The following is a 24,243-nucleotide window of genomic DNA, read 5'->3' on the forward strand; positions in this document are numbered from 1 at the left end:
TGAACCAGGGTAATCGCTGACACCGGCCGGTGCCGCGACGATAATGGTCGGCATGGCAGATCGGGGAAACCGCGGCGACGGTGCGCCGCGCACCGGCCGGGAACGGCTGCGCAAACTCACCCAGGCGGCGCTCACCGCCGACGAGACCGTCGACCAGGTGCAGGAGATCCTCGGCGACATGGGGGAGGCGCTGGACGCGCTGACCGTGACGATGGGGTCGATGGACACCACCATCGGTTCGCTCGACGGCTCGCTGGCCCGGGTGAGCACCACGATGGACCGGATCGACGGGATGTCCGACCGCGTCGACGACCTGATGCGTCGCATGGAGGGGATCGTCTCGCGGGTCGAGAAGATCGTCGGCGTCGCCGAGACCGCGCTGGTGCCGGTGGCCGCCGTCGAGTCGGTGGGTCGCGGGGTCGCCGGCATATTCGGGCTGGGCGGGAAGAAATAGTGGCTCGGATTCGAGTCGCCCTCGTCGTGGTCGGGGCATTGGCGGCGACCGGATGCGCCACCGGCCCGGTCGGCGTCGCGTCGAGCAGTGCCGCACCGGATGCCGGTTCGACGGGCAGCGGCTCGTCGAGTCTCGCCCCGTGCGGGCAGCGGGTCGTCGCGATCGATCCCGGGCACAACCCGGTGCGCATCGAATCCTTCGACCCGGTCACCGGCGCCGCGCAGATCGACTATCCGAACGGCGCCGAGGACCGCAACGTGTTCTCGGTGGCACAGCAGGTGCAGCGCACGCTCACCGCCCGCGGCTATCGCGTCGTGCTGCTCAAGCGCTCGCCGGGGGAGAGTGTCAGCTACCGGGAACGGGTGACCCGGGCCGAGCGCGCCGGTGCGGCCCTGGCGGTCAGCATCCACACCAGTCCGGGCGTCAACGCGGTGTTCCCGCAGCGGGTCGGGCTCTACCGCAGCGGTGCGGGTCGCGGCGGCAAGCCGGTGCGGATCGTCTTCACCAACGCGGCGACGGCCGCGGCGAGCCAGCGCTATTCGGCGGCGATCGCGGCGGCCCGCTCCAAAGCCGAGGGGCATCGGGTTTCGGTGCGCGACAACAACTTCGGCGGCCGTGCCCCGTTGTGGGCGGGCAACATCCCGATCATCTCGCTGATCGCGACGAACACGCCGTGGGTCTACAACGAGTTCGGCCCGGCCGGCGGTACCGGCGGTTCCATCCCGGTCCCGGCGACCGCGTTGAGCAAGTATGCGCGCGGGATCGCGACCGGTATCGAGGCGGCACTGCCCACTCGGTGCATGTGAACCAGAGGTCTCGATACGGTTCCTCGGCTTGCGCCTCGGATCCACCGCCGGATCGAGTGATCGCGACGAAGGAGCGATCGTATCGAGATCTCGACCACCCATTGCCGGTGGTCGAGTGCCGGCGAGCCGCTAGGCGAGTCGGCGTATCGAGACCTCGTGAGTAAGCGCGTGTAAGCCGACGTAAGCGCCGTGTCAGCGGCGTTCTGCATCGTTGTCGGCATGACTACAACCATTGATGCGGCCACGGCCGCCACTGCCGGGGCCGGCGACCACGTCGCATTCGGCTCCGAACTCGCCATCGACGCCCAGGGCCTGGTCAAGCACTTCGGCAACACCAAGGCCGTCAACGGCGTCGACCTGGCCGTACCCGTCGGATCGGTGTACGGCGTGCTCGGGCCGAACGGCGCGGGCAAGACGACGACGGTCAGCATGCTGGCCACCCTGCTGCGCCCCGACGCCGGTCAGGCGAAGGTCTTCCGCTACGACGTCGTGCGCGACGCCGTCGCCGTGCGCTCGCTGGTCGGGGTCACCGGCCAATACGCGTCGGTCGACGAAGACCTCACCGCCACCCAGAACCTCGTGCTGTTCGGGCGGCTACTGGGGATGTCGCGGCCCAAGTCGCGGTCCCGCGCGGAGGAGTTGCTGGAGAGCTTCGGCCTCCAGGAGGCGGCCAACCGGCCGCTGAAGGAGTTCTCCGGCGGCATGCGGCGGCGCCTCGACCTGGCCGCGAGCCTGATCGACACCCCGCCGCTGCTGTTCCTCGACGAGCCGACCACCGGCCTCGACCCGCGCACCCGCGCCCAGATGTGGGACACCATCCGTGACCTGGTCGCCGGCGGTTCCACCGTGCTGCTCACCACGCAGTACCTCGACGAGGCCGATCAGCTCGCCGACCGGATCGCGGTCGTCGACCACGGCGTCGTCATCGCCGACGGCACCGCCGACGAGCTCAAGCAGTCCGTCGGATCGTCGACCCTGCAGCTCACCCCGGCCGACCGCGCCGATGCGGCGCGCACCGCCGAGATCGCCGAGCGCGTCGTCGGCGAACCGGCCGTGCTCAGCCCGGAGGCCGCGCGCGTCACCGTCAGCCTGCACCGCACCAACGTGGTGCCCGACGTGCTGATCGCGCTGCGTGAGCAGGGGATCGACGTCGAGGAGATCTCGGTGCAGAAACCGAGCCTCGACGAGGTCTTCCTGACCCTGACCGGCAAGCCCGAACCCGGCGCCGACGAATCCGACAGCAACGAGAAGTAGGAGCTTCCACCATGACGACCACACTTGCCCCCAGGCGGAGAATTTCCACCGCCGCGGTCCGCTCCGAGGCCAAGACCTCGGTCACCCTCGCCGAGACCGTCAAACAATCCTTCACGATGGGTTACCGCGGTCTGCTCAAGATCCGGCACAACCCCGAACAGCTCTTCGACGTGGTGTTCCAGCCCGTCATCTTTACGTTGATGTTCACCTACATCTTCGGTGGCGCCATCGCAGGCAACGTGCACAACTACCTGCCGCTGATCATCCCGGGCATCCTCGTCCAGACCGTCATCACGACCTCCGTCGTGACCGGCACCCAGTTGCGCGAGGATATGGACAAGGGCGTCTTCGACCGGTTCCGGTCGTTGCCGATCGCCCGGATCTCACCGTTGGCCGGCGCCCTGTTGGCCGATGTCATCCGCTACCTGATCGCCACCGTCATCACCTTCGGCGTCGGAATCGCGATGGGCTGGCGGCCCGACCCCCTCGGCGTCGTCGGCTCGATCCTGCTGGTGATGGTCTGCGCCTTCGCCCTCTCCTGGATCTTCGCCCTCATGGGCTGCCTGATGAAGAAGGCCTCCGCGGTGCAGGGCGTCTCGATGCTGATCCTGTTCCCGCTGACCTTCATGTCCAACGCCTTCGTGCCGACCGACAAGATGCCCGGCTGGCTGCAGGCCTTCGTCAAGGTGAACCCGGTCAGTCACCTGGTGACCGCGGTGCGCGAGATGTGCAACAACGGCCACATCGGCACCCACGTCGTGTGGAGCCTCATCGGCGCGGCGGTGATCATCGTGATCTTCGCGCCGCTGGCGGTGCGCGCCTACATCCGCAACGCGAAGTAGGCGGTAGCCGCTACCGCGCGACGACCAGCCGGTAGAACTCGTCGACCGCGTCCCGTCGAGACATCGATGCGACGCGGTCGGCGAGTTCTTGCCAGTGGGCGTCGGGCAGCGGGGAGTATTCGCGCATGTGCTTCCGCACGTCGTTAAGGCTGCGGTAGTCGCGGCGGGCGCCCAGGCGCTCGCTCAACAGCATGAGCGTGGCCCCGTCGGCGCGGGCGGCCGTATCCGTCTCCGCCGGGTCGGTGGACACCATGAGACCGGTGGCCAGGGCCATGGTGGCGGCCTGCGGGATGTCGTGCCAGCCGCGCGGGGTGAACATCTCGCGCATCCCGTCGCGGACGACGTCGACGACCGCGCGCGCACGCGGCCAGGCGCCCTCCAGGGAGAGTCCGGCGATGATCACCGAGAGCACCATGAGCGCCCCCGGGTCGCGGACGACCATCGGATGGTCGCCGATCAGCAGGTCGCTCGCCTGCTGGTACAGGTCGACCGAGCCTTCTCCCCGGACCCGGGCCACCTCGGCGTAGCCGAGGATCATCCCGGCGACGGCCTCCGGGTTGCCCTGCGGCGCGGGGTCGCCGGGTCGCCACCCGTCGGCGAGGATCGCCAATTCCGTCTCCGCCTCGTCGACTTGGCCCATGGCGATCAACGACGCGACGAGGAATCCGCGCGCCTGCTGCTCGTCGTCGTCGGCGCCGATCGACGCCAGGGTGTGCGCCCCGGCCCGGTAGTAGCCGACGGCCTCCTCCCACCGCCCCTGCTGCGAATAGACGCTCGCGGTGCTGACGTTGATCATGGAGGCCGCGAACGGGTCGCTGGGGTTCATGTGGTCGCGCAGACGGTCGGCGTCGGCCAATGCCCCGGCGAGGTTGCCCGCGTTCTCCCGCAGATTGTGGCGCAGACCGAGGGCGATCTGGCGCACCTCGGGATTCGCCGACGCGGTGGCGCGCACGACGGATCGCACCCCATCGGTGACTCGGTGCGTCAGCACCAGAGAACCCAACAGTTCGGTCGGCAGTTCGAACCGGAGATCGGGTCGGTGCAGCGGCCGGAGCGCCGCGCGGCCGCGTGCGACCCCGCGCAGGTTCCGCACGGCCAGCAATTGGCCGATGACCGTGAGTAGCGTCGCCTGCCAGAGTTCGCGCAGGCGGTCGTCGAGGTCCGGGGGCGCCGCGGGCAGGGCGTCGATGATCCGCTGCGCCCACGAATGGATCTCGGAGTGCATGCCGCGCATCCCCCAGAAGGAGGCCACCAGCGGAAAGACCGTCACGATGGTGACGGCGGTGTCACCCGTCTCGCCGGCTTCCCGGCCGGTGAGCGCGCGGCGCAGCACCCAGATCAGGTTCTCCATCTCGGTGGCGACGTCGGTGATCAGCGCGCGGTCCACCCCCGATTCGCCGGTGCGCCGGACGGCGGTGGCGTAGTCGCATGCCCACCGGGCCATCGCCGCATCGACCTGGGCGCCCGTCTCGTCGTCGAGCTGTTCCTCGCCGAACTCGCGGACCATCTCCAACATCCGGTAGCGGGTGCGTCCGGCCACCTCGGTGACGCCGAGCAGTGACTGGTTGACCAGGGCGTCGAGGGCGTCGTCCACCTCCGGTCCCTGGCCGAGCACCGTCGCCGCCGCGGCGGGGGAGAAGCCGGCCGGGAAGCGGCAGAGCCGTGCCAACGCGTTGCGTGCGTCGTTGTCGAGCAGGTCCCAACTCCATTCGATGACCGCGCGCAGCGTCCGGTGCCGGTCCGGCGCCGTCCGGTCGGCGGAGCGCAGCAGGTCGAAGCGTGCGGCGAGACGGCGGGCGACCTCCTCGACGCTCATCGTCCGGGTGCGCGCGGCCGCCAGCTCGATCGCGAGTGGCAGTCCGTCCAAGTGGCGGCACAGGTCGTTGACGGTGTCGGCGGGCAGCTCGATGCCGGGCCGGATGGCGCGGGCGCGCACGGTGAACAGCTCGACGGCCGACGGGTGCTCCCCCTCCACCTCCAGGACCGGCAGCGGGTAGATCTGCTCGGCGGCGATCTGCAGCGGGGAACGGCTCGTGGTGAGGACGCGCAGGCCGGGTTCGACGGCGATCAGGTCGTCGACGATGCGGGCGCAGGCCTCGATGACCTGCTCGCAGTTGTCCAGGATGAGCAGCGATTCACGGCCGCGGACGGCATCGGCGAGCCGGTCGGCCAGATCGCCGACGGCCAGCCGCGGCCGACCGGGGGTGCTCATGTCGACCTCGCCGACGTCGAGGGCCTGGGCCAACGCGGCCACCACGTCGTCGTTGTCGCGGACCGACGCCAGCGGGACGAAGAACACCGGCAGGTTCCGCCTGGTGCTGACCGCGTTGCCGACGGCGTTGGCCATGCGGGTCTTCCCGACGCCGCCGGGGCCCAGGATCGTGACGACGCGGTGTCGGCCGACGGCGGTCACCAGGGCGGCGAGATCGGCATCGCGCCCGACCAGCGGTGTCGGCTCGGCGCGCAGTCCGACGGTCTTGGCGCGCCTGGTCGGGGGAGCGGCCACGGTCGGTGGGTTCTCCGCGAGGAGTTCGGCGTGCAGCGCGGTGGCCTCCCCGCCCGGATCGACGCCCAGATCGGTCGCCAAGGCCCGGCGCAGGCGGGCGAACACGGCGAGGGCGTCGGCACGTCGGCCCTGCCCGACCAGCGCGCGCATCAGCAGGACGTGGGCCGGCTCGTCGAGCGGATCGACGGCACAGCGCTGCTCGGCGATCTCACGCGCGCAGGCGTAGTCGCCGTCGTTCAGGGCCGCGGCGGCCCGCGCCTCGTCGAGTCGGCGTCGGGCGGCGCCGGCGAGGCGGGCCACGTCGCCCGCCAACGCGGAATCGTCGCCCAGGTCGTCGCCGGGTTCACCGCGCCAGAGTTGCGTCGCCTCGTCGATCGCCTCGGACTCGCCCTCGGCGAGCAGTCGCTGCGCGATCGCGATGTCGGTGTCGACGCCGGTGAGGCGGTAGGCGGTGCCGACCCCCTCGATGAGGGCGCCGCCCAGCAAGGGGCGCAGCCGCGAGATCTGCGTCTGCAGCGCGGGTTGCGGCGAGCGCGGCGGATCGTCCTCCCACACGTCGTCGATGAGGCGCTGCGCGGCCCGCGGCCGGCCGTCGGCGAGGACGAGGGACACCAGCAGACGGCGGGCGCGCAGGCCCGCGACCGGCTCGCCGGCCACGGTCACCGGTCCGAGTAGGCCGACGATGGGTCGGTCGGGTCGCTGCGGCACCCTGCCAGCTTAGGCGTCCGCGTCCACCGGTCCCCGCCGTGCCATTTCTCGGTCTCGTCCGGTCTGCCCCACCGAACTTCCCGAATCGGACAGGCCGGGTTGGGTCGCCGTTCACCCGGGCGTCCCGCCATGTCCACCCCGGACCCCTAGCGTCCATCGCGACGGGCCCCGACGGTGGGCCGCCAGAACGAAAGGTCCATGGTGAATTTCCAGCGCAAAGGTTTCGGTCGCGCGAGCGCGGCAGTGGCAGGCGTCGCCGCCGCGATGACGGTGGCGGCATGTGGTGGCGGGTCGGGCTCGAGCACGACCATCACCGGTGAGGGCTCGACGGCGCAGCAGAAGGCCATGGAGCACTTCAGCAAGGTGCTGACCGACAAGGGCGGTGCGGTCCTCGACTACACCGGCAGCGGCTCGGGCGACGGCATCAAGAAATTCCTCGCCGGCGACGTCGACTTCGCCGGTTCGGACTCGCCGCTCAAGGACGACGAGGCGGTCAAGGCGAAGGCGCGTTGCGGCGGCAACGAGGCGTGGCACATCCCGCTCGTCGCCGGGCCGGTGGCGATCGCCTACCACCTCGACGGCGTCGAGGACCTGAAGCTGAACCCGACGGTGCTCGCGAAGATCTTCGACTCGAAGATCACCAAGTGGGACGACAAGGAGATCGCCGCGCTCAACCCGGGCGCCAAGCTCCCGTCGACCGCGATCGTCCCGGTCCACCGCAGCGACAGCTCCGGCACCACCGACAACTTCCAGAAGTTCCTCTCCGCCGCTGCCCCGGCCGCGTGGACCCACGGGCACTCCAAGGAGTTCAAGGGCACCGGCGGCTCGGCCGCGTCGAAGTCCACCGGGGTCGGTGACACCGTGAAGAAGACCGCGGGCGCCGTCACCTACGTCGAGTGGGGCTTCGCCACCGAGAACAACCTCGGGGTCGCCGCCATCGACTTCGGCTCCGGCGCGGTGAAGCTCACCGCCGAGTCGGCCGGCAAGGCCCTCGACAGCGTGAAGTTCAAGCAGCCCGGTGACAAGAACCTCGTCGTCGACGCCGACGCGCTCTTCGCGTCCAAGACGGCCGGCGCCTACCCGCTGATGCTGACCACCTACGAGGTGGTCTGCTCGACCGGCTACTCCGACGCGAAGACCGGACCGGCCATCAAGGAGGCGTTCACGACGATCCTCTCCGACGGTCAGAAGGGCCTCGCCGAGCTCGGCTACGTGCCGCTGCCGGAGGGCTACCAGGCGACGCTGCGCTCCACCGTCGACGCCCTGAAGTAGACCGTGCCGGCTCCCAACGACATGACGACTCCCCGACAGGGGCGCCATGCCAAGCCCGATGACGCCGCCGCCACCGCGGCGGCGCCATCGGGCGACCGGCCCCCCTCATCGCTCACCGGATCGGCGGCCAGCCGCCTCGGCGATGTCGTCTTCAAACGCCTCGCGACCGGATCCGGACTCCTGGTCACCCTGGTGATCGCCCTTATCGCGGCCTTCCTCATCATCTCGGCGGCACCGTCGCTGGCGGATAACCAGGCCAACTTCTTCACCTACTCCGGCGACTGGTCCATCGGCGGCGGAGAACTCAAGTTCGGCATCCCCAAACTCCTCTACGCGACGCTGGTGGTCTCGATCATCGCGTTGCTGATCGCCATGCCGATCGCCCTGGGCATCTCGGTCTTCCTTACCGAGTACGCGCACAAGAAGCTCGTCGGCCCGGTGACCTACCTGGTCGACCTGCTGGCTGCGGTGCCCTCGATCGTCTACGGCCTGTGGGGCATCCTCGTCCTCGGCCCGGCGATGGTCCCGGTCAACCGCTGGCTGGTCGACAACCTCGGCTTCCTCCCGTTCTTCACGGAGCCGAAGGACAACGTGACCAACATGTCGACCGGCGGAACCCTGCTCACCGCGGGGATCGTGCTGGCCGTCATGATCCTGCCGATCATCACCGCCGTCACCCGCGAGGTGTTCACGCAGACGCCGGTCAGCCACCGCGAGGCGGCCCTGGCACTGGGTGCGACCAAGTGGGAGGTCGTGCGCACCGCCGTCCTGCCGTTCGGTTTCTCCGGCTACATCAGCGGTTCGATGCTCGGCCTGGGCCGCGCCCTCGGCGAGACGATGGCGCTCTACCTCATCATCTCCAACACCGGCCCGATCGACTTCAACCTCATGGAGAGCGGCGAGACCTTCGCGACGAAGATCGCCAACAACGCCGCCGAATTCGACTCGCCCGCCAAGACCGGTGCGTTCATCTCCGCCGGCCTCGCGCTGTTCGTGCTGACCTTCCTGGTCAACGCCGCCGCGCGCGCCATCGTCGCGAGAAAGAAGGCGTGACATGACCACCGTCGAATCGGTCCGGTCCAGCTTCAAACCGCTCAGCGGCCGTCGCAAGGCGGTCAACGGCGTGGCCCGCGGCGCGGTCGTCCTGGCCGTCGTCATCGCCATGATCCCGTTGGTGTGGCTGCTGGTGACGCTGATCGCCAAGGGGATCGGCCCGATCGTCGACCCGAATTGGTGGCTGCGTTCGGAGCGCTACGGGGGTGCGGCGAACGCCGTCGTCGGCACCTTGGTGCAGACGCTGCTGGCGACGATCATCTCGGTGCCGCTGGGCATCCTCGTGGCCGTCTACCTCGTCGAATACTCCGACGGGAAATCGGTCCTGGCCCGCGCCACCACCTTCATGGTCGACATCCTCTCCGGCGTCCCGTCGATCGTCGCGGCGCTGTTCGTCTACGCGGTGTGGCGCACGACGCTGGGCATGCCGCGGATGGGATTCCTCGTCGCCATCGCGCTGGTGCTGCTGATGATGCCGCTGGTGGTGCGCAGCACCGAGGAGATGCTGAAGATCGTGCCACAGGACCTGCGCGAGGCGTCCTATGCGCTGGGCGTGCCCAAGTGGAAGACCATCCTGCGGATCGTGCTGCCGACGGCGCTCTCGGGCATCGTCACCGGCGTCATGCTGGCCATCGCCCGCGTCATGGGCGAATCCGCGCCGGTGCTGATCCTCGTCGGCTCGACCAAGGCGATGAACTGGAATCCGTTCGACGGTAACCAGGAATCGCTGCCGCTGATGATGGTGCAGCAGTACGGCCAGGGACCCGGCGCCTTCGACAAGGTCTGGGGGGCGGCCCTCTCGCTGGTCATCCTCGTCGCCATCGCCTACGTCGGAGCCAAGGTCGTCTCGACCGTCTTCGCGCCCAAGAAGAGCTAAGGACTATCCATCATGGCCAAGCGCCTCGATATCACCGATCTGAACGTCTACTACAGCAAATTCCTCGCCGTGAAAGACGTGTCGCTGAAGGTGCCGCCGCGCAGCGTCACCGCCTTCATCGGCCCGTCCGGCTGCGGCAAGTCGACGGTGCTGCGCACCCTCAACCGCATGCACGAGGTCACCCCCGGCGCGTATGCGACCGGGTCGGTGCTGCTCGACGGGGAGGACATCTACGGCAAGGCCGTCGACCCGGTGAGCGTGCGCTCCACCATCGGCATGGTCTTCCAGCGCCCCAACCCCTTCCCGACGATGTCGATCCGCGACAACGTCGTCGCCGGGCTCAAACTGCAGGGCGAGCGCAACGGCCGAAAACTCGACGAGGTGGCCGAGCGCAGCCTGCGCGGGGCGAACCTCTGGGATGAGGTGAAGGATCGCCTCGACAAGCCAGGCGGGGGACTGTCCGGCGGTCAGCAGCAGCGGCTGTGCATCGCCCGGGCCATCGCCGTCGAGCCCGACGTGCTGCTGATGGACGAGCCCTGCTCGGCCCTCGACCCGATCTCCACACTGGCGATCGAGGATCTGATCGGCGAGCTCAAGAAGGCGTTCACCATCGTCATCGTCACGCACAACATGCAGCAGGCCGCCCGGGTCAGCGACAAGACCGCCTTCTTCAACCTCGAAGGCGTCGGGCAGCCCGGGCAGCTCGTCGAGATCAACGACACCGAGACCATGTTCTCCAACCCGACCAAGCGGGAGACCGAGGACTACATCTCCGGCCGGTTCGGCTGACCGTCCGCACCGACTCACCCACCGACTCGCCACCACGATTAGCAGGGATACCGATGCGTACCGCATATCACGAGCAATTGACCGAATTGAATTCCACGCTGGGCCAGATGTGTGAGCTGTCCGGCGTCACGATGGAGCACGCGACCCGGGCGCTGCTGCAGGCCGACCTCGACGTCGCCGAGGAGTTGCTGCGCGACCGCGAGGGGATGACCGGGCTGGCCGCCGACGCCGAGGACCGGGCCTTCAAGCTGCTGGCGCTACAGGCGCCGGTGGCCGGCGAACTCCGCGAGGTCGTCAGCGGCTTCCAGATTGTTGCCGACATCGACCGGATGTACGCGCTGGCGCTGCACGTCGCCAAGGTGGCGCGACTGCGCCACCCGGAGCCTGCGTTGCCCGAGGAAGTGCGCGGCTACTTCGCCGAGATGGGCCGGTTGGCCGTCCGGCTCGCGCACGGGGCGCGCGACGTGCTCGACTCCCTCGACGCCAATGCGGCGCTCGCGCTCGGCGCCGACGACGACGCGATGGACGACCTGCACCGCCACCTGTTCAGCGTGCTGATGGACCGGGATTGGCCGCACGGGGTGGCCGCCGCCGTCGACGTGACGCTCTTGGGCCGCTACTACGAGCGGTTCGCCGACCACGCCGTCGCCGTCGGGCGGCGCGTCGTGTTCCAGGCGACCGGGAAGACCCCGGAGCAGATCATCGCCGAGCAGGAGTAGGGCTCAGTCGATCGCGTCGGCCACGACGATGCCGCCGCGGGCCGGGATCATCGTGACGTTGCGGTGCCGCGGCTTCTCGGCCGGTCGGTCGTGGGTGCGCAGGTCGACCCGGCGCAGGATCGCGCCGACGACCGTCTGCAACTCCGCCATCGCCAGCGGTGCGCCCAGGCAGCGGCGGATACCCCCGCCGAAGGGCATCAGCTCGTAGGGGTTGATGCGGGTGCCCAGGAAGCGGTCCGGGTTGAACTCGAAGGGGTGCGGATACAGGTCGTCGCGGTGGTGCAGCAGCAGGATGCTGACGAGCGCGGTGGTGTCCGGCTCGACGCGGACGTCGCCGAAGTCGAAGGGGGCCAACAGGTTCCGCGCGACGATCGGGACGACGGGGCGCGCCCGCATCGATTCGTTGATGACGGCCTCGACGTAGGGCTCGTCGCCGCCCAACGCCGCGGCGCGGGCCCGCGTGTAGACCTCGCGGTTGCGGGTGAGGCGCTCGAAGGTCCACGCGACCGTGTTGGCCGTCGTCTCGTGTCCGGCGAGGACCAAGGTCATCAGTTCGTCGCGGATCTCGCTGTCCGACAAGGGGTTTCCGTCGGTGTCGCGGGCCGCGAGCAGTAGCGCCATGATGTCGTCGCGCGACGTCGATCCCGGTTCGGCGCGGCGCTCGGCCAGCACGCGGTAGACGGCGCGGTCGACCCCGGCCAGGACCAGTTTGAGCAGGCCGACCGGGTCTTCCCGCCGTGCGTTCACCAGCTGGGTGACGGTGGCGAAGGGGGTCGTCGACAGCCGCAGCAGGCGCAGGATGGCGGTGCGCATGGCGCGCTCGGCGTCGGTCGCCTCGCTCGGATCGGGCAGGCCGAAGATGGCCGACATGATCACGTCGAGGGTGATCGCGTGGGCGATGTCCGACAGCGGTACCGGCTTGCCGACCGGCCACGCGCGCAACCCGGCGTCGGTGGCCCGTTCGATGCTCTGCTGATACTTCGCGACGGCCTTGCCGTGAAAGCGGGGGAGCAGCAGTGCGCGTTGCTGGCGGTGGCGCTCGCCGATGGAGGTGAGCACGGAGTCGGGCCCGACGATGGGGGCCAACGGCGACTGGTGGGTGGCCGACGGGGCGATCGACTCATCGGCGGTCATCACCGTCTTGATCTGCCCGGGGTCGTAGATCAGGACGACGGGCCCGCCGGGGCCGCCGGGCAGCGTGTAGCGCAGGACGTCGGTGCCGCGCCGGGCGGCGCGCGCCGCGTCGCCGAACAGGAGGTCGCCCTGGCGGGTGACGAAGGCCAGCGACGTGGAGAACCCGCCGGGCAGCAGGGAGCGATGGGCGTCGACCAAGGCCACCGGCCCGTCCGCACCTGCGCCGTCGCCGAGGCCGGACCGTGCGTCCGGCGGTGCGAGATACCAGTGTCGGGTGCTCGTGCTCGGTGTGGTGATCGTCGCGGTCATCGCTATTCCTCCCCGTTGATCCAGCGTATTACGCGGCGTGGTGGGCCGCACCGGCTTCCAGCGCGTGCCGGGCGGCCTTGCGCTCGCGTTCTCGTCGGAGTTCCCGATCGTGCAGCGCGTCGGCGAACTCGCGGTTGCGGAAGTCCAGGCCGTTGGGGTTGTGCATCAACAGGTAGATGGCTTCTCCGATGACTGCGGCGGCGGCGATGACGTACAGCATGACGTGCTCCTTCACCTCGGCGTCCCGGGCCGGGTGTCCGGGGCTTGGTAATCACGCTAGGTCCGCCATCGGGGCACGTCAGCGGGCTACGGGACCATCTTGTGCCCGTCTCGGGGAGGAGTGGCGAATCCGCCCGTGGGCGGAGGTCCGGCGGCGCGGCGGGGGCTAGGATCGCAGGGGTGGTGCGCTGGATTCTCGACCGCTACCGACATGCCTTCGCGCTGACCGGCTACAACTACCCGCCCTACTACATGCTGGTGGCCGAAGCCGGCATGGTCTGCTTCACCTCGTTCGCGGCCGTCCAGCGCCTCGTCGCGGGAGTATCCGGTTGGCAGTGGTCGATCCTCGCCGCCGCCTTCGTGTTGGGGAGCGCGTCCTCGGTCCTCACCCTGTTCAAGGGTCATCGTCCGCTGATCCCGGTGCTGTTGGTCAACAGCGTGGCGACGACGGGGCTGTTCTGGTCGATTCCGGTACACGGCGACGTCTCGCCACTGATCCTGGTGCTGGCCGCCACGATGACGACGGCGGTCGTGCCCTTCCGGCAGGCGATCCTCTACGTGCTCGCCTTTGAGGCGGCGATGATCGGCGGCGTGGTGTCGGGTGCCGTCGAACAGGGCTGGCTGCCCCTGGTCATGATGGTGGGCTTCGGTGGCTGCGTCGGCCAGCTGATGCAACAGCAGCTGCGGGCGTCGGATGCGGAGCGGCGCGAGCGCGAGCAGCAGCAGATCGTCGATCGCGCCGGGATCGCCGGTGAGGTCCACGACGTCGTCGCGCATTCGCTGAGCATCGTGCTGCTGAACGTCACGGCGGCCCGACGTGCGCTGGAGTGCGGAGACGACGTCGCCGACGCGGTGGAGGCGCTGCGCGACGCGGAGAGTCAGGGGCGGGCGGCGATGGGCGATGTGCGGCGCACCATCGAGTTGCTGCGCACCGACGGGGTGTCCGACGCCGCCCAGCCCGGTTTGGCGGATGTCGGCGAACTCGTGGCCGGCTTCCGTCGGGCGGGGTCCACCGTCTCCGTCGCTGTGCGCGATCCCGTCGAAGACCTGTCCAGCGCCACGGGTCTCGCCGTCTACCGGGTGGTGCAGGAATCGCTCACGAACGCGTCGAAGCATGCGGCGGATCGTCCGGTCGAGGTGTCGGCGGGGCCGGTCGGCCGACGGGGCTACGCGGTTCGCATCACCAATCCCGTCGGCGCCGTGCGCCGGGGCAGCAGTGGCCTGGGGTTGGCCGGGATGGCCTCGCGCGTGGAGAACCTGGGCGGCGTGTTCTCCGCGGGTGTCGTCGGCGGCGAATGGGTGGTGCGCGCGGAGTTCGGCGACGTGGTGCCCGACCGGGTCACCTGCCCGGTCGAGGAGGTCTTCGGTGGACGCTGAGCCGATTCGCGTGGTCCTCGTCGACGACCAGGAACTGGTCCGCTCCGGCCTGCGCCGCATCCTGCGGCGGCGCGACGGATTCGAGATCGTCGCCGAGTGCGGTGACGGCGACGAGGTGCCGGCCGCCGTCGCGTCCTGCGATCCCGACGTCGTCGTCATGGACCTGCGGATGAAGCGGGTCAGCGGGATGGCGGCCACCGCCGCGCTGCGCGGCGGGCCGCCCGTGCTGGTGCTCACGACTTTCCGCGACGAGGAGCTGCTCTCCGCGGCCCTGCGGGCCGGTGCGGCCGGTTTCGTGCTCAAGGATTCGCCGGCCGAGGAACTCATCCGGGCGGTGCGGCTGGTGGCCGCGGGGGAGGCGGTGCTCGACCCGGCGGTGACCGGCCGGGTGCTCGAGGCCTATCGCTCGTCGAGCCCGCCGCCAGGCGCCGACGTCGCCCGGGCGCTGCAGCGGCTCACCGCGCGCGAGCGAACCGTCCTCGAATTGATGGGTCGCGGGCTGACCAACGACGAGATCGCGGCGGAGCTGGTCATCTCCGTGGTCACGGTGAAAAGCCACGTCGGAAAGATCTTCCGCGCCCTGGACGTCCGCGACCGGGCGGCGGCGGTCGTCTTCGCCTTCGACCACGGTGTCGTGGCGCCGCGTTCCGGCGGCTGATCACATGGCGCGGTAGTCGCGCACCGACATGCGCGGTCCGCGCCGCGCCGGGCGCGTCCCGCACACCTCGCACAACCGCACCACACGGCCGCGCTGCCCGGCGAAGGGCTCGAGCAATTCGAGCATCCCGGCGTCGTCGACGGCCTCGCCGATCAGCGTGTGGCCGACGACCGTCGGCAGGTGGTAGTCGCCGACGGGGACGGCATCTGGGTCGCCGACGGCCCGGCGTCGGACCTCGGCCGCCGTCCACGGCCCGATGCCGCGCAGCGACCGCAGATGGTCGGCGCCGCGCTCGACGTCCATCGCCGCGGCGCGCACGATGGTCCGCATCCGGACGGGTTCGGCGCCGCTGCGGTGCCACTCCCAGGACGGGATCGATGCCCATTCCCGACGCGGGGGCGGCACGAACAGGGCGGAGTTCGGGCCGGGGGCGGGCTCGCCGTGGCGGCGTACCAGGTAGCGCCAGGCCCGCCAGGCCTCGGTCCCGACGACTTTCTGCTCGAGAACCGCAAGCACCAGGGACTCCCAGACCCGCGCCGAGCGACCGATGCGCAGACCGGGAGCCCGCTGCTGCATACGTGCGACGACGGGGTGGTCGGTGCGCAGCGATTCCGGATCGTCGGCCGCGCCGAGCAGATCGGGGAACTGCTCGATCAGCCACGCCGCGCCCGGACCCCAGGCCCGGGCGTCGACGTCGCCGCCGCGCCGCCGCAGGTAGAGGGTGCCGGGACCGTCGGGCGTGTGGCTGGCACGCCACACCGATCCGTCAGCGTCGAATCTCATCGTCGGGTCGCCAGAGCCGCGCCGATGCGTGCCGATCGTCGTCGGCAGGTCCAGGGCGAAACCGGGTGACCAGGTGCGGGTGAGGGTACCGGTCATCGACCGTCGGCCTTGAACGCCACGATCCGCTCGACGAGATCCCACGGTATCGGCTGGTCGAGGGGGAACTGGACCGAGCCCTTGCCCTGCTTGTAGCCGGCCAGCTCGTCGGCGAAGGCCGCGTGACCCGACGGCGTCGCGTACAGCCCGACATGGTGGGCGAAGGCGGCGAAGTAGACCAGGGGTTTGCCGTTCAGCTTGTATGCGGGCATGCCGTAGGAGATCGACTCGACGGCATCCGGCGCGACGGTGTGGATCAGGGTGCGCAGGCGATCCATCCGGGCGCGGGTCTCGCCGTCGAACCGGTCGAGATAGGCGTCGACGCTGGCCGGCTTATCCATCGGCACTCTTTCGATACATCGGCCACACGGTGGGGCCGTCCGGCAGGACGACCTCGTCGACGACGGCGAACCCGAATCGCTCGTAGAGCGGGATATTCGCCCGGTTCGAACTCTCCAGGTAGGCCGGCCCCTCGATTCGGCCGAGGCGGTGTTCCAGCAGCGCGCTGCCGATTCCCCGGCCCTGCTCGACGGCGCCGATCGTCCCGAGATACCAATGCGGTTCTTTGGGGCGCATCGTGGGGAAGAGTTCCTCGACCAGTGCCGCGCGGCGGATGCGGGTGCGGAAGATCGTGACGACCCGATAGGTCGCCGTCCACTTGTTCATCGACGGCCGATACCCGGGCGGATCCCACATCGCGGCGCCCACGGGCGTGCCGTTCTCGTCGAGGAACAGGTCGGAACTGTCGGGGGCGCGGTGATAGGAGCCGGTGAAATCGAACATCGCCTGGTCGCGTTTCGGGTCGGCGACGAGCCAACGGATCAGCGGATCGTTGCGAAAGGCACGGGCCAGCACCGTGGCGGCCTGGGTGCGGTTCGAGTCGTCGACGGGAACGATCGGCATGTGATCCAACCTAGTGTGGTTGGCATCTCGCGGCGATACCCGATAAGTGTGGGGTATGAGCGATTCTGTTGAGGCGGGTGCGCCCAAGCGCCGATTCATCGTCATCGCGCTCGTCGTCGCGGTGGTGTTCGCCGGTCTCGTCGTCGTCGCGCAATTGACGTCGAAGAAGGATGCGCCGCCGCCGACGGCCGCACCGTCGGCCGCCGCTCCCTCGTCGGGCGTGCCGCTCGGGCCGCGTCCCGAGGAGCTCTCGATGGTCCGGCGCGATCCGAAGGATCCGATGGCGATGGGCGATGTGAACGCGCCCGTGGTCCTGGTGCTCTGGACCGACCTGCGCTGCCCGTTCTGCGCGGTGTTCAACCGCGAGGTGCTGCCGGTGATCGAGAAGGAGTACATCAAGCCCGGCAAGGTGCGCTTGGAGGTCACCGACATCGCCTTCTTCGGTGAGCAGTCGGAGAAGGCCGCGGCGGCTGCTGCTGCGGCGGCCAACCAGGGCAAGTTCTTCGAATTCCTCCGGGCGGTCTATGCCGAGGCGCCGGAGAAGGGCCATCCCGATCTCCCGCGCGAGAAGCTCGTCCACTTCGCCACCGTGGCCGGCGTGCCCGATATGGCACGTTTCCAACGCGACCTCGACGACGAGTCGCTGGTCACCGAGGTGCAGGCCGCCACCGTTCGCGCCCAGCAACTGACCGTCGCGAGTGTGCCCTTCTTCGTTGCCGGCCGCTCGGCGCTGGCGGGCGCCCAGCCGATCGGGACGTTCCGCGAATACCTCGACGACGCGATCAAGCACGCCGCGGGGTAGCCGGGGCGATGGAACTCGGACTACTCGGAGCCCTGCTGGGCGGCATGTTGACCCTGCTGAGCCCCTGCTCGGTGATGCTGCTGCCCGCCTTCTTCTCCTATGCGTTCGCCAGTCCCGGGCAGCTGGTCGCCAAGACGGGTGTCTTCTATCTGGGACTCATCACGACGCTGGTGCCGCTGGGCATCCTGGCCGGCACGCTCGGCGCTTTCGTGAGCGAGCACCGGACGACGTTCGTGACTGTGGCGGCCTGGGTCGTCATCGTGCTCGGCGTCGTGATGGTGGCGGGCATTCCGCTGCCGATGCCGTCGTTCACCGGTTCCGGCGCCGACTCCGCGTCGTCGGCGGCCGTGTACGCGCTGGGCACCGTCTACGGGTTGGCCGGGGTTTGTGCCGGACCGCTGCTGGGTGCCGCGTTGACCTACGCGGCGGTCGGCGGCAACGCGGTCATGGGCGGCATCACGTTGATGGTGTTCGCGGCGGGGATGGTGATCCCGCTGCTCGTCCTCGCGTTCGCCTGGGACCGGCTGCCCGTCGTCCGGCGGCTCGTCCGCCCGCGCGAGGTGACCGTCGGTCGCTGGCACAACACGTGGACGTCGATCGTCGGGGGAGTGCTCACCATCGGAGTCGGCGTGCTGTTGCTGATCACCGAAGGGACGGCGTCGCTGGGCGGGATCGTCGGCGCCACGGACCAGTACCACCTGGAGTCGTGGGTCGCGCGCGTCAGCGGCGGTGTCTCGAATTGGGTCGTCGTCGCGGTGGCGGTGGTGATCGCCGGGGTCGCGTGGTTCTTCAGCCGAGATTCAGGTAGACGGCCTTGTCGTAGAGGTAGCTCTCGACGTGTTCCCGGCCACCCTTCCAGCCGTATCCGCTCATCTTGGTGCCGCCGAATCCGATCGACGGGTCGAGGACGCCGTAGCAGTTGACCCAGACGGTGCCGGCCTGGATGGCTTGGGAGACCTTGTGGGCGGTGCCGAGGTTCTCGGTCCACAGGCCGCCGGCCAACCCGTACGGGGTGGCGTTGGCGAGGGTGATGGCCTCGTCCATCGTGTCGAACGGGATGACGGTGGCAACCGGGCCGAAGATTTCTTCCTGAGCGATCGTCATGTCGTTGGTGGCGCCGGCGAACACCGTCGGCTCGACGTAGAAGCCGTCCGCATGGTCGCCGCCGAGGCGGTTGCCGCCGGCGGCCAGTTTTGCCTCTTTGTTGCCGACGTCGATGTAGCCGAGGACGCGGTCGAGTTGTCGCTGGGAGATCAGCGGTCCGAGTTGGGTGTCGGGATCGAGGCCGTTGCCGACGCGGATCGTCTTGGTGAACTCGGTCATCCGCGCGACGAACTCTTCGTGGATCGGTCGTTGCACGAAGATTCGGGTGCCGGCGACGCAGACCTGGCCGCTGTTGGTGTAGACGCCCATCGCCGCGCCGGGGACGGCTTTGTCGAGGTCGGCGTCGGCGAACACGATGTCGGGCGACTTGCCGCCCAGCTCGAGTTGGAGGCGCTTCAGGTTGCCCGCCGAGGCGCGCACGATGGTCTGCGCGGTGCCCACCGATCCGGTGAAGGCGATGCGGTCGACGCCGTGGTGCTCGGCCAGCGCGTGGCCGGCGTCCTTGCCGTAGCCGGTGACGACGTTGATGACGCCGTCGGGGACTCCCGCCTCCGTCATCAGTTCGGCGATCCGCAGGACGGACAGCGAGGCATCCTCGGCGGGCTTGAGGACCGCCGTGCAGCCGGTGGCGAGAGCGGGGCCGAAGATCCACCACAGGCCGATCAGGGGCCCGTTCCAGGGGATGATTCCGCCGACCACGCCGACCGGTGGCCGGTACCGCAGGGTGAGGAAGTCGCCCGGCAGGGAGTTCTCCGGTGCCGCGACCGTGCCCGCGCCGACCTGACCGGCGAAGAATTGCAGGACCTGCGACGTCCAGCCGCTCAACGGCTTGGTCCGCGCGAGCGGTGCGCCCATGTCCAGGGTCTCGATCATCGCCAGCTCGTCGAAGTTCTCAAGCAGCACGTCATGGATCTTGAGGATCAACTTGCGGCGCTGGTCTGGTGTCCAGCTGCTCCACTCGCCCTCGAACGCCGCGCGTGCGGCCGCGACGGCAGCGTCGACGTCGGTCGATCCGCTCGCCGCGATCGATCCGAGTGATCCACCCGTCGCCGGGTTGATCACGGGGATGGTCTCCCCGGATGAAGCCGGCACCCACTTGCCGCCGATCAGGTTCTTCTTCTCGCCGCCGATGAAGGCGGGTAGTGCGGCTGGCTTCGCGGTCTGAACAGTCATGGCTTCTCCGTCCTTGTGCCGGAGATCGGCCCCGGGTCCGACCGGGGCCACACCTGCGCGACACGGTCCCTGGTTCTCACGTCGTCGTGGGGCTGACGCGTACAGCGTCCCCCCGTTCCGAAGCCGTGAGTGTCTAAGAATCGGGACATTGTTCTCGCGTGCGAGGTGCGGCCCCGGTCGGAGCGCGCCAGTCGTTGTGAAGTTCTCAAAGGACGTGTGCGGGCCCGTCGAAGCGGCGGGTCGCTTATGGGTGGTCGTGCCTGCCTAGTGGGTGGTCGAGTGGATCCGAGCCGCTGGGCGAGGAACCGTATCGAGACCACGGCTAGGCGGCGTGGGTGAGTGTGTGGCTGCGTCGTTGGTGGCAGGGCATCCAGTCCTTCCGTCCGGTGGTTATGTGGGGTGGGCGGAACCAGGGGTGTCCGTCGGCGCCGATGGTGACTTCCCAGCCTTGGGTGTGGATGGAGGTGTGGTGATGGCGTGAACACAGCAGCACCATGTTCGCGAGGACGGTTTCACCGCCATCGGCCCAGTGCTGGATGTGGTGGGCCTGGGTCCACGCCGCGGGTGTGCCGCAGCCGGGTGTCAACGGCGGGTGAAATCTGACCCCCTATCGACGTCTGAAACCTGACCCCCTTTGATGGTTGGTTACTGCTGTTCGCCCGGTTCGGGCGAAGTTGTGAGGAGCTCCCGTCGGGAGCGGGTCCGGTACGAGTCACCGCTGAGGGTGAGGACTTCGGCGTGGTGCACGAGCCGGTCGATCATCGCTGCGGCGACGATGTCGTCGCCGAACACTTCGCCCCACCGGCCGAACGGCATGTTCGAGGTCACCAGGATCGAGCCCTGCTCGTAACGGTGCGCGATCAACTGAAAGAACAGGTTCGCCTGATCGGCGTCGAACGGTAGGTAGCCGACCTCGTCGATGATCAACAACTTGTAGCGGCGCAGCCGCTTCAACTCGTGCTCGAGGCGGCCGTCGGTGTGCGCGGCCTGCAGGCGAGCGGCCCACCCGGTCGCGGTGTCGAACGCGACCGGATATCCGGCATGGCACGCCTTGATGCCCAGCCCGATCCCCAGATGCGTCTTGCCGACTCCGGGCGGCCCGAGGAGCACGACGTTCTCGGCCTTGGCCACGAACGACATCGTCGTCAGATGCGCCAACACGTCTCGTCGCAGCGATGGCTGGTGATCGAGGTTGAAGTCCTCCAACGACTTGACCGCCGGGAAATGGGCGCCGGCGATCCGCAACCTGGTGCCGGAGGCTTCACGGTCTGCGACCTGCCGTTGCAGGACCGCGGCCAGGTACTCCTCGTGCGACCAGCCCTCCTCGCGGGCTGTGTCGGCCAGTTGTTCCCACACCCGGCCGATCGTCGGGGTCTTGAGGACCCGAGCCAGATACGCCAACGTCGAGGCCGTCGACGAACCGGCCGCAGATGCCGTCATGGTCATGATGCGATCACCTCGCGATGACCGGTCGTCGGGTTCGGGTCGAAGTCCACCCCGAACAGTTCGTCGTAGGAGGCGGTATCGCGCACCAGCGCGGGCTCGACCGGCACCAGCTTTCCCCGACGAGCCGCCTGGTACCTGGCCTTCTGGGCTTGCGCATAGTCATGACGCAGGACCTTCGCCGCGGCCACGTGCTCGTCGTCGGTGATCGTGCGCGCAGTGTCCCAACACCGCGAATGAGCACCGATGACCTGCCCCTGGCAGGAGATCACGACCTCGTCCATGCTCGCCGCGACGTCGACGAACCGGCCGATCGCTGACGGATGCGCCGAGTAATCGTTACCGTCGACCCGCACGTAGTAGTCACGACTCAAACGGACTCGCGAGGACAAGCCGACGTGCGGCGCCACCGGCGGCAACCCGGTCATCGCGGCCAGGTCCTCGTCGAGGAAGTCGATCGGTCGACCATGCAACGACCGCACCGTCCGCGCGTTCGCCTTCGGCAACCACAACCCAAGTTGGGAGTTGAAGTCCGCGGGTGAGGCGAATTCCCGACCCGGCAGGAACGAGGTCTCGAAATAGCCGTTGTTGCGTTCGGTCATCCCCTTGAACTCCGGGTCTCGGGGCGGCGCGAGCACGATCCTGGTGCCCAGAGTTCCGGCGAACATCTGCGCCGGCTCGGTGACTTTCCCGGTGCCGCCGATCGCTGATTCGCGGTCCCACACCAGCGTTTTCGAGACCTTCCCGATCGCCGATATCAACGCCCACATCCCGGCCAGGATGTCTCCGGCCTGCCGTGACGGGATCATCATCGCCGACAGAACCTTCGAAAACGTCAACGTCATCACCAGCACCGGGAGGATCTCGGCGTTGCCGAACCCGGTCGGGATCCGCGTCTCGGGGAACCACAAGTCCATCTGCGCCGACTCGCCGGGCTTGTGGACGATCCGATCGGCCGGGTCGATCCCGACGTACTCCGGGCGGATCTGCCGGATCCGGTCCTTCAAGATCGTCAACGAGTTCGTCCACTCGATCCGTTCGGCGATCACCGTTGCCGGCATCTTCGGATCCAATGTGAGTTGCTGACGGATCTGTGGCTCGACGGCGTCGACCAACGAGCCCTTCGACGGCCGCGTGTACTTCGGCGCCGCGTCCGACCGCAGCGCCGCGCGCACCGTGTTCCGCGAGTGCCCGGTCACCCGGACGATGGCCTTGATCGACAACCCCTCCGCCTTGTGCAGCCGACGGATCTCGGCCCAGTCTTCCACTGAAATCATCCCTCCAGAATGACGAGGGGGGTCAACTTTCACCCGTCGTCTGGGGGTCAGTATTCACGCGTCGTCGACACCGGGGAACTGACAGCCACGATCACGGGCGACCAGGGCTTTGCGCAGGGCGCCGGTGGCGAAGCGGGCAGTCGGTTTCACATCGATCGGTATCCCGTCGGCCATCACGATCGCGGTGAGTTCGGGGTTGCCGCAGCACAGTGCACGGGCCTGGGAGGTCGATACCGCTCCGGTGAACCCGAGGTGGGCGATCGTGGTGTGGGGGTCTCGATACGACTTCTCGGCTAGCGCCTCGAAGTCACTCGACCACCATGGCGGGGACTCGCCGCCCGTCTCTGACGTGCGGTCACCGTCTGTGGTGCTCGGCTGTCTGGTGGGTGGTCGAGTGCCGGGTGAGGCGCTAGCCGAACACGGTGTATCGAGACCCCCAGCCAACACAGCCGGTGCCGCTGACGACGGGACTCGACCACCGTTGGCTGGTAGGAGGGTGGGTAGGGGCACGGTGAGGGTGATGTGGGGCACCACCCCACCCGAGACTGGTCGGTCGGGGTTGGCCAGATAGGTGTTGACGATGTCGACCAGGCCGTCGGCCAAACGTTGCCCCCGGGTACGCGGATCACCGTCGGGCAAATCCTTGTTGGGTGCCGACAGGGCGTCGAGGGCGGTGATCAGTGTTTCCCCGGACAGTTGGTCCAGATCTGCCTCCACCGTCACCCGACCCTCATCAGTACGGGCAATCGTGGCGGTGTTGAGCAACGGGTTCTCCGCCGGCGCGATCACCGGTGGATGATCCGGCGCCAACTCGTGGGCGATCGTGCGGGCCTTGTCTGCTACTTGGGCGGGGGTGCCCCAGCGGGCTTCCTGCAGCAAGGCGGAACCGATCTGGTTCTTGTTCTCCGCGAAACCGTTCACATCCAACCTGCTCGACACGTGGCCGAGGCCGCGGATGACCGCGTCGGCGTGCTCGAGGGAGAGGTCGCCGTCGCGGACTTCGCGGGCCAGGTCGGGTAACGCGGCAAGGTTGTCGGCCAGCCGGCCCAACCGCGCGACTGCTGCTGGTGCCAGCGGGAGTTGGCCCAGCAGGTCGCGGCCGGTCTTGAGGTTTTGTCGGGCCGGGACTCCGATGGCGTGGGCCCGATCAGCGGCGGCGGCCATCAGATAGTTCCCGATCGCCACCATGCGGAATCCGGCGGTCATGATCGCCGCCAACTTGTCGTCGTCGACGACCGCCTCGGCCGAGGCCAACACGAACCCCACCCCGGTTCCGGTTTCGGCCGCGGTCGGTGTCAGGTCATCGGCCAGCATCGTCACGAACCGGTCGAGTTCTGTGGTGTCCATCCGATCCCCCCGATCAATACGTTGTGATCCACTTGTCGTATGTGTGTTCACATGTGTTACATGTTGTTCGATCTGTTTGAATCCAGCCTACAACCGGGGTCTGACATGCCGTGAATATGGTGTTGGCCTGCAGTGATCACGCATTGCGACCTGTTGGCGAGGTCTTCTCACCGGGTCTCGATACGGTTCCTCGGCTAGCGCCTCGGATCCACTCGACCACCCACGAGGGCCCACTCGACCACCCACCGGACCGACACGGCTATCCGATCGGGTGCATTCGCTGGATGGCCGGCGCCGTGGGATTGGTGTTGTCCACGACGATGGACGCGACCGAGGAT

Annotated in this window: 23 protein-coding genes and 1 pseudogene; 13 read left to right on the forward strand and 11 right to left on the reverse strand. The window is 68.8% G+C overall.

The annotated features are described in order from the left end of the window. Positions 1-52: 52 nt before the first annotated feature. The 4 genes from HUN08_RS04715 to HUN08_RS04730 all read left to right on the forward strand — a co-directional run bounded on the left by HUN08_RS04715 (position 53) and on the right by HUN08_RS04730 (position 3,356). Positions 53-454, forward strand: a complete 402-nt coding sequence (locus tag HUN08_RS04715; RefSeq protein WP_124248442.1) for a hypothetical protein — start codon at positions 53-55, stop codon at positions 452-454. Next, on the forward strand, positions 454-1,260 hold the full coding sequence (locus HUN08_RS04720; protein WP_301546891.1) for an N-acetylmuramoyl-L-alanine amidase: 807 nt from the start codon (positions 454-456) through the stop codon (positions 1,258-1,260). Before HUN08_RS04715 ends, HUN08_RS04720 begins: the two co-directional genes overlap by 1 nt. A gap of 219 nt (positions 1,261-1,479) precedes the next feature. After that, the gene (locus HUN08_RS04725) at positions 1,480-2,514 is read left to right on the forward strand and encodes an ATP-binding cassette domain-containing protein (protein ID WP_124248440.1); all 1,035 of its coding nucleotides are present in this window, start codon (positions 1,480-1,482) and stop codon (positions 2,512-2,514) included. A gap of 11 nt (positions 2,515-2,525) precedes the next feature. Beyond that, positions 2,526-3,356 carry an ABC transporter permease gene (locus HUN08_RS04730; RefSeq protein WP_124248439.1) on the forward strand — a complete coding sequence of 277 codons (831 nt, stop codon included), beginning with the start codon at positions 2,526-2,528 and terminating at the stop codon, positions 3,354-3,356. 10 nt (positions 3,357-3,366) lie between these two features. Here the strand turns inward: HUN08_RS04730 and HUN08_RS04735 are convergent, their stop codons facing one another. Then, positions 3,367-6,570, reverse strand: coding sequence for a BTAD domain-containing putative transcriptional regulator (locus HUN08_RS04735; protein ID WP_124248438.1), 3,204 nt, complete (start codon positions 6,568-6,570; stop codon positions 3,367-3,369). 198 nt (positions 6,571-6,768) lie between these two features. On the opposite strand from HUN08_RS04735, the gene pstS reads away from it, so the two are divergent. From pstS to phoU, 5 genes are read left to right on the forward strand one after another with little or no spacing between them, the layout of a single operon-like run. Next, complete coding sequence (gene pstS, locus HUN08_RS04740) at positions 6,769-7,842, forward strand: phosphate ABC transporter substrate-binding protein PstS (protein ID WP_124248437.1); 1,074 nt, start codon at positions 6,769-6,771, stop codon at positions 7,840-7,842. A 21-nt stretch (positions 7,843-7,863) separates the two neighbouring features. Beyond that, positions 7,864-8,895, forward strand: a complete 1,032-nt coding sequence (pstC, locus tag HUN08_RS04745) for a phosphate ABC transporter permease subunit PstC (RefSeq protein WP_124248436.1) — start codon at positions 7,864-7,866, stop codon at positions 8,893-8,895. Position 8,896: 1 nt separating this feature from the next. Further along, entirely contained in the window at positions 8,897-9,772 is an 876-nt protein-coding gene (gene pstA, locus HUN08_RS04750) for a phosphate ABC transporter permease PstA (RefSeq protein WP_124248435.1), read from the forward strand. A 12-nt stretch (positions 9,773-9,784) separates the two neighbouring features. Then, positions 9,785-10,561 (forward strand): phosphate ABC transporter ATP-binding protein PstB, encoded by a 777-nt coding sequence (gene pstB, locus HUN08_RS04755; protein WP_124248434.1) that lies wholly within the window; start codon positions 9,785-9,787, stop codon positions 10,559-10,561. Between the two features lie 53 nt (positions 10,562-10,614). After that, the gene (gene phoU / locus HUN08_RS04760; protein ID WP_124248433.1) at positions 10,615-11,280 is read left to right on the forward strand and encodes a phosphate signaling complex protein PhoU; all 666 of its coding nucleotides are present in this window, start codon (positions 10,615-10,617) and stop codon (positions 11,278-11,280) included. 3 nt (positions 11,281-11,283) lie between these two features. Here phoU and HUN08_RS04765 read toward each other — a convergent pair whose 3' ends face one another. Together HUN08_RS04765 and HUN08_RS04770 are read right to left on the reverse strand one after the other, a co-directional pair. Further along, positions 11,284-12,723: a cytochrome P450 gene (locus HUN08_RS04765; RefSeq protein WP_124248432.1), complete on the reverse strand. Its 1,440-nt coding sequence runs from the start codon at positions 12,721-12,723 to the stop codon at positions 11,284-11,286. Between the two features lie 28 nt (positions 12,724-12,751). After that, the gene (locus HUN08_RS04770; RefSeq protein ID WP_124248431.1) at positions 12,752-12,943 is read right to left on the reverse strand and encodes a hypothetical protein; all 192 of its coding nucleotides are present in this window, start codon (positions 12,941-12,943) and stop codon (positions 12,752-12,754) included. A gap of 179 nt (positions 12,944-13,122) precedes the next feature. On the opposite strand from HUN08_RS04770, the gene HUN08_RS04775 reads away from it, so the two are divergent. Together HUN08_RS04775 and HUN08_RS04780 are read left to right on the forward strand one after the other, a co-directional pair. After that, positions 13,123-14,319: a sensor histidine kinase gene (locus HUN08_RS04775; RefSeq protein WP_124248430.1), complete on the forward strand. Its 1,197-nt coding sequence runs from the start codon at positions 13,123-13,125 to the stop codon at positions 14,317-14,319. After that, positions 14,309-14,977 (forward strand): response regulator transcription factor, encoded by a 669-nt coding sequence (locus tag HUN08_RS04780; RefSeq protein WP_124248429.1) that lies wholly within the window; start codon positions 14,309-14,311, stop codon positions 14,975-14,977. The genes HUN08_RS04775 and HUN08_RS04780 overlap by 11 nt, the downstream gene beginning before the upstream one ends. Here the strand turns inward: HUN08_RS04780 and HUN08_RS04785 are convergent, their stop codons facing one another. From HUN08_RS04785 to HUN08_RS04795, 3 genes are read right to left on the reverse strand one after another with little or no spacing between them, the layout of a single operon-like run. Further along, positions 14,978-15,856: a DNA-3-methyladenine glycosylase gene (locus HUN08_RS04785; RefSeq protein WP_124248428.1), complete on the reverse strand. Its 879-nt coding sequence runs from the start codon at positions 15,854-15,856 to the stop codon at positions 14,978-14,980. After that, complete coding sequence (locus HUN08_RS04790) at positions 15,853-16,197, reverse strand: iron chaperone (RefSeq protein ID WP_124248427.1); 345 nt, start codon at positions 16,195-16,197, stop codon at positions 15,853-15,855. Before HUN08_RS04790 ends, HUN08_RS04785 begins: the two co-directional genes overlap by 4 nt. Next, positions 16,190-16,759 (reverse strand): N-acetyltransferase, encoded by a 570-nt coding sequence (locus HUN08_RS04795; RefSeq protein ID WP_124248426.1) that lies wholly within the window; start codon positions 16,757-16,759, stop codon positions 16,190-16,192. Before HUN08_RS04795 ends, HUN08_RS04790 begins: the two co-directional genes overlap by 8 nt. Positions 16,760-16,814: 55 nt before the next feature. Between HUN08_RS04795 and HUN08_RS04800 the strand changes: the two genes are divergently transcribed. Further along, positions 16,815-17,561 carry a thioredoxin domain-containing protein gene (locus HUN08_RS04800; RefSeq protein WP_124248425.1) on the forward strand — a complete coding sequence of 249 codons (747 nt, stop codon included), beginning with the start codon at positions 16,815-16,817 and terminating at the stop codon, positions 17,559-17,561. A gap of 74 nt (positions 17,562-17,635) precedes the next feature. Beyond that, a pseudogene (locus HUN08_RS18340) lies at positions 17,636-18,142 on the forward strand (cytochrome c biogenesis CcdA family protein); the annotation flags it as partial. A 208-nt stretch (positions 18,143-18,350) separates the two neighbouring features. On the opposite strand, the gene HUN08_RS18345 reads toward HUN08_RS18340, so the two are convergent. From HUN08_RS18345 to HUN08_RS04825, 5 genes are all read right to left on the reverse strand, one after another. Continuing rightward, complete coding sequence (locus HUN08_RS18345; RefSeq protein WP_124248423.1) at positions 18,351-19,838, reverse strand: aldehyde dehydrogenase; 1,488 nt, start codon at positions 19,836-19,838, stop codon at positions 18,351-18,353. Positions 19,839-20,160: 322 nt separating this feature from the next. After that, positions 20,161-20,424: an HNH endonuclease signature motif containing protein gene (locus HUN08_RS04810; RefSeq protein ID WP_124248422.1), complete on the reverse strand. Its 264-nt coding sequence runs from the start codon at positions 20,422-20,424 to the stop codon at positions 20,161-20,163. Positions 20,425-20,483: 59 nt separating this feature from the next. After that, on the reverse strand, positions 20,484-21,278 hold the full coding sequence (gene istB / locus HUN08_RS04815; protein ID WP_298446595.1) for an IS21-like element helper ATPase IstB: 795 nt from the start codon (positions 21,276-21,278) through the stop codon (positions 20,484-20,486). A 2-nt stretch (positions 21,279-21,280) separates the two neighbouring features. Next, positions 21,281-22,558 (reverse strand): IS21 family transposase, encoded by a 1,278-nt coding sequence (gene istA, locus HUN08_RS04820; protein ID WP_124249144.1) that lies wholly within the window; start codon positions 22,556-22,558, stop codon positions 21,281-21,283. Positions 22,559-22,612: 54 nt separating this feature from the next. Further along, entirely contained in the window at positions 22,613-23,905 is a 1,293-nt protein-coding gene (locus HUN08_RS04825) for a DUF222 domain-containing protein (protein WP_301546892.1), read from the reverse strand. Between the last annotated feature and the right edge of the window lie 338 nt (positions 23,906-24,243).

This window comes from Gordonia sp. X0973 (assembly GCF_013348785.1).
Lineage (GTDB): Bacteria > Actinomycetota > Actinomycetes > Mycobacteriales > Mycobacteriaceae > Gordonia.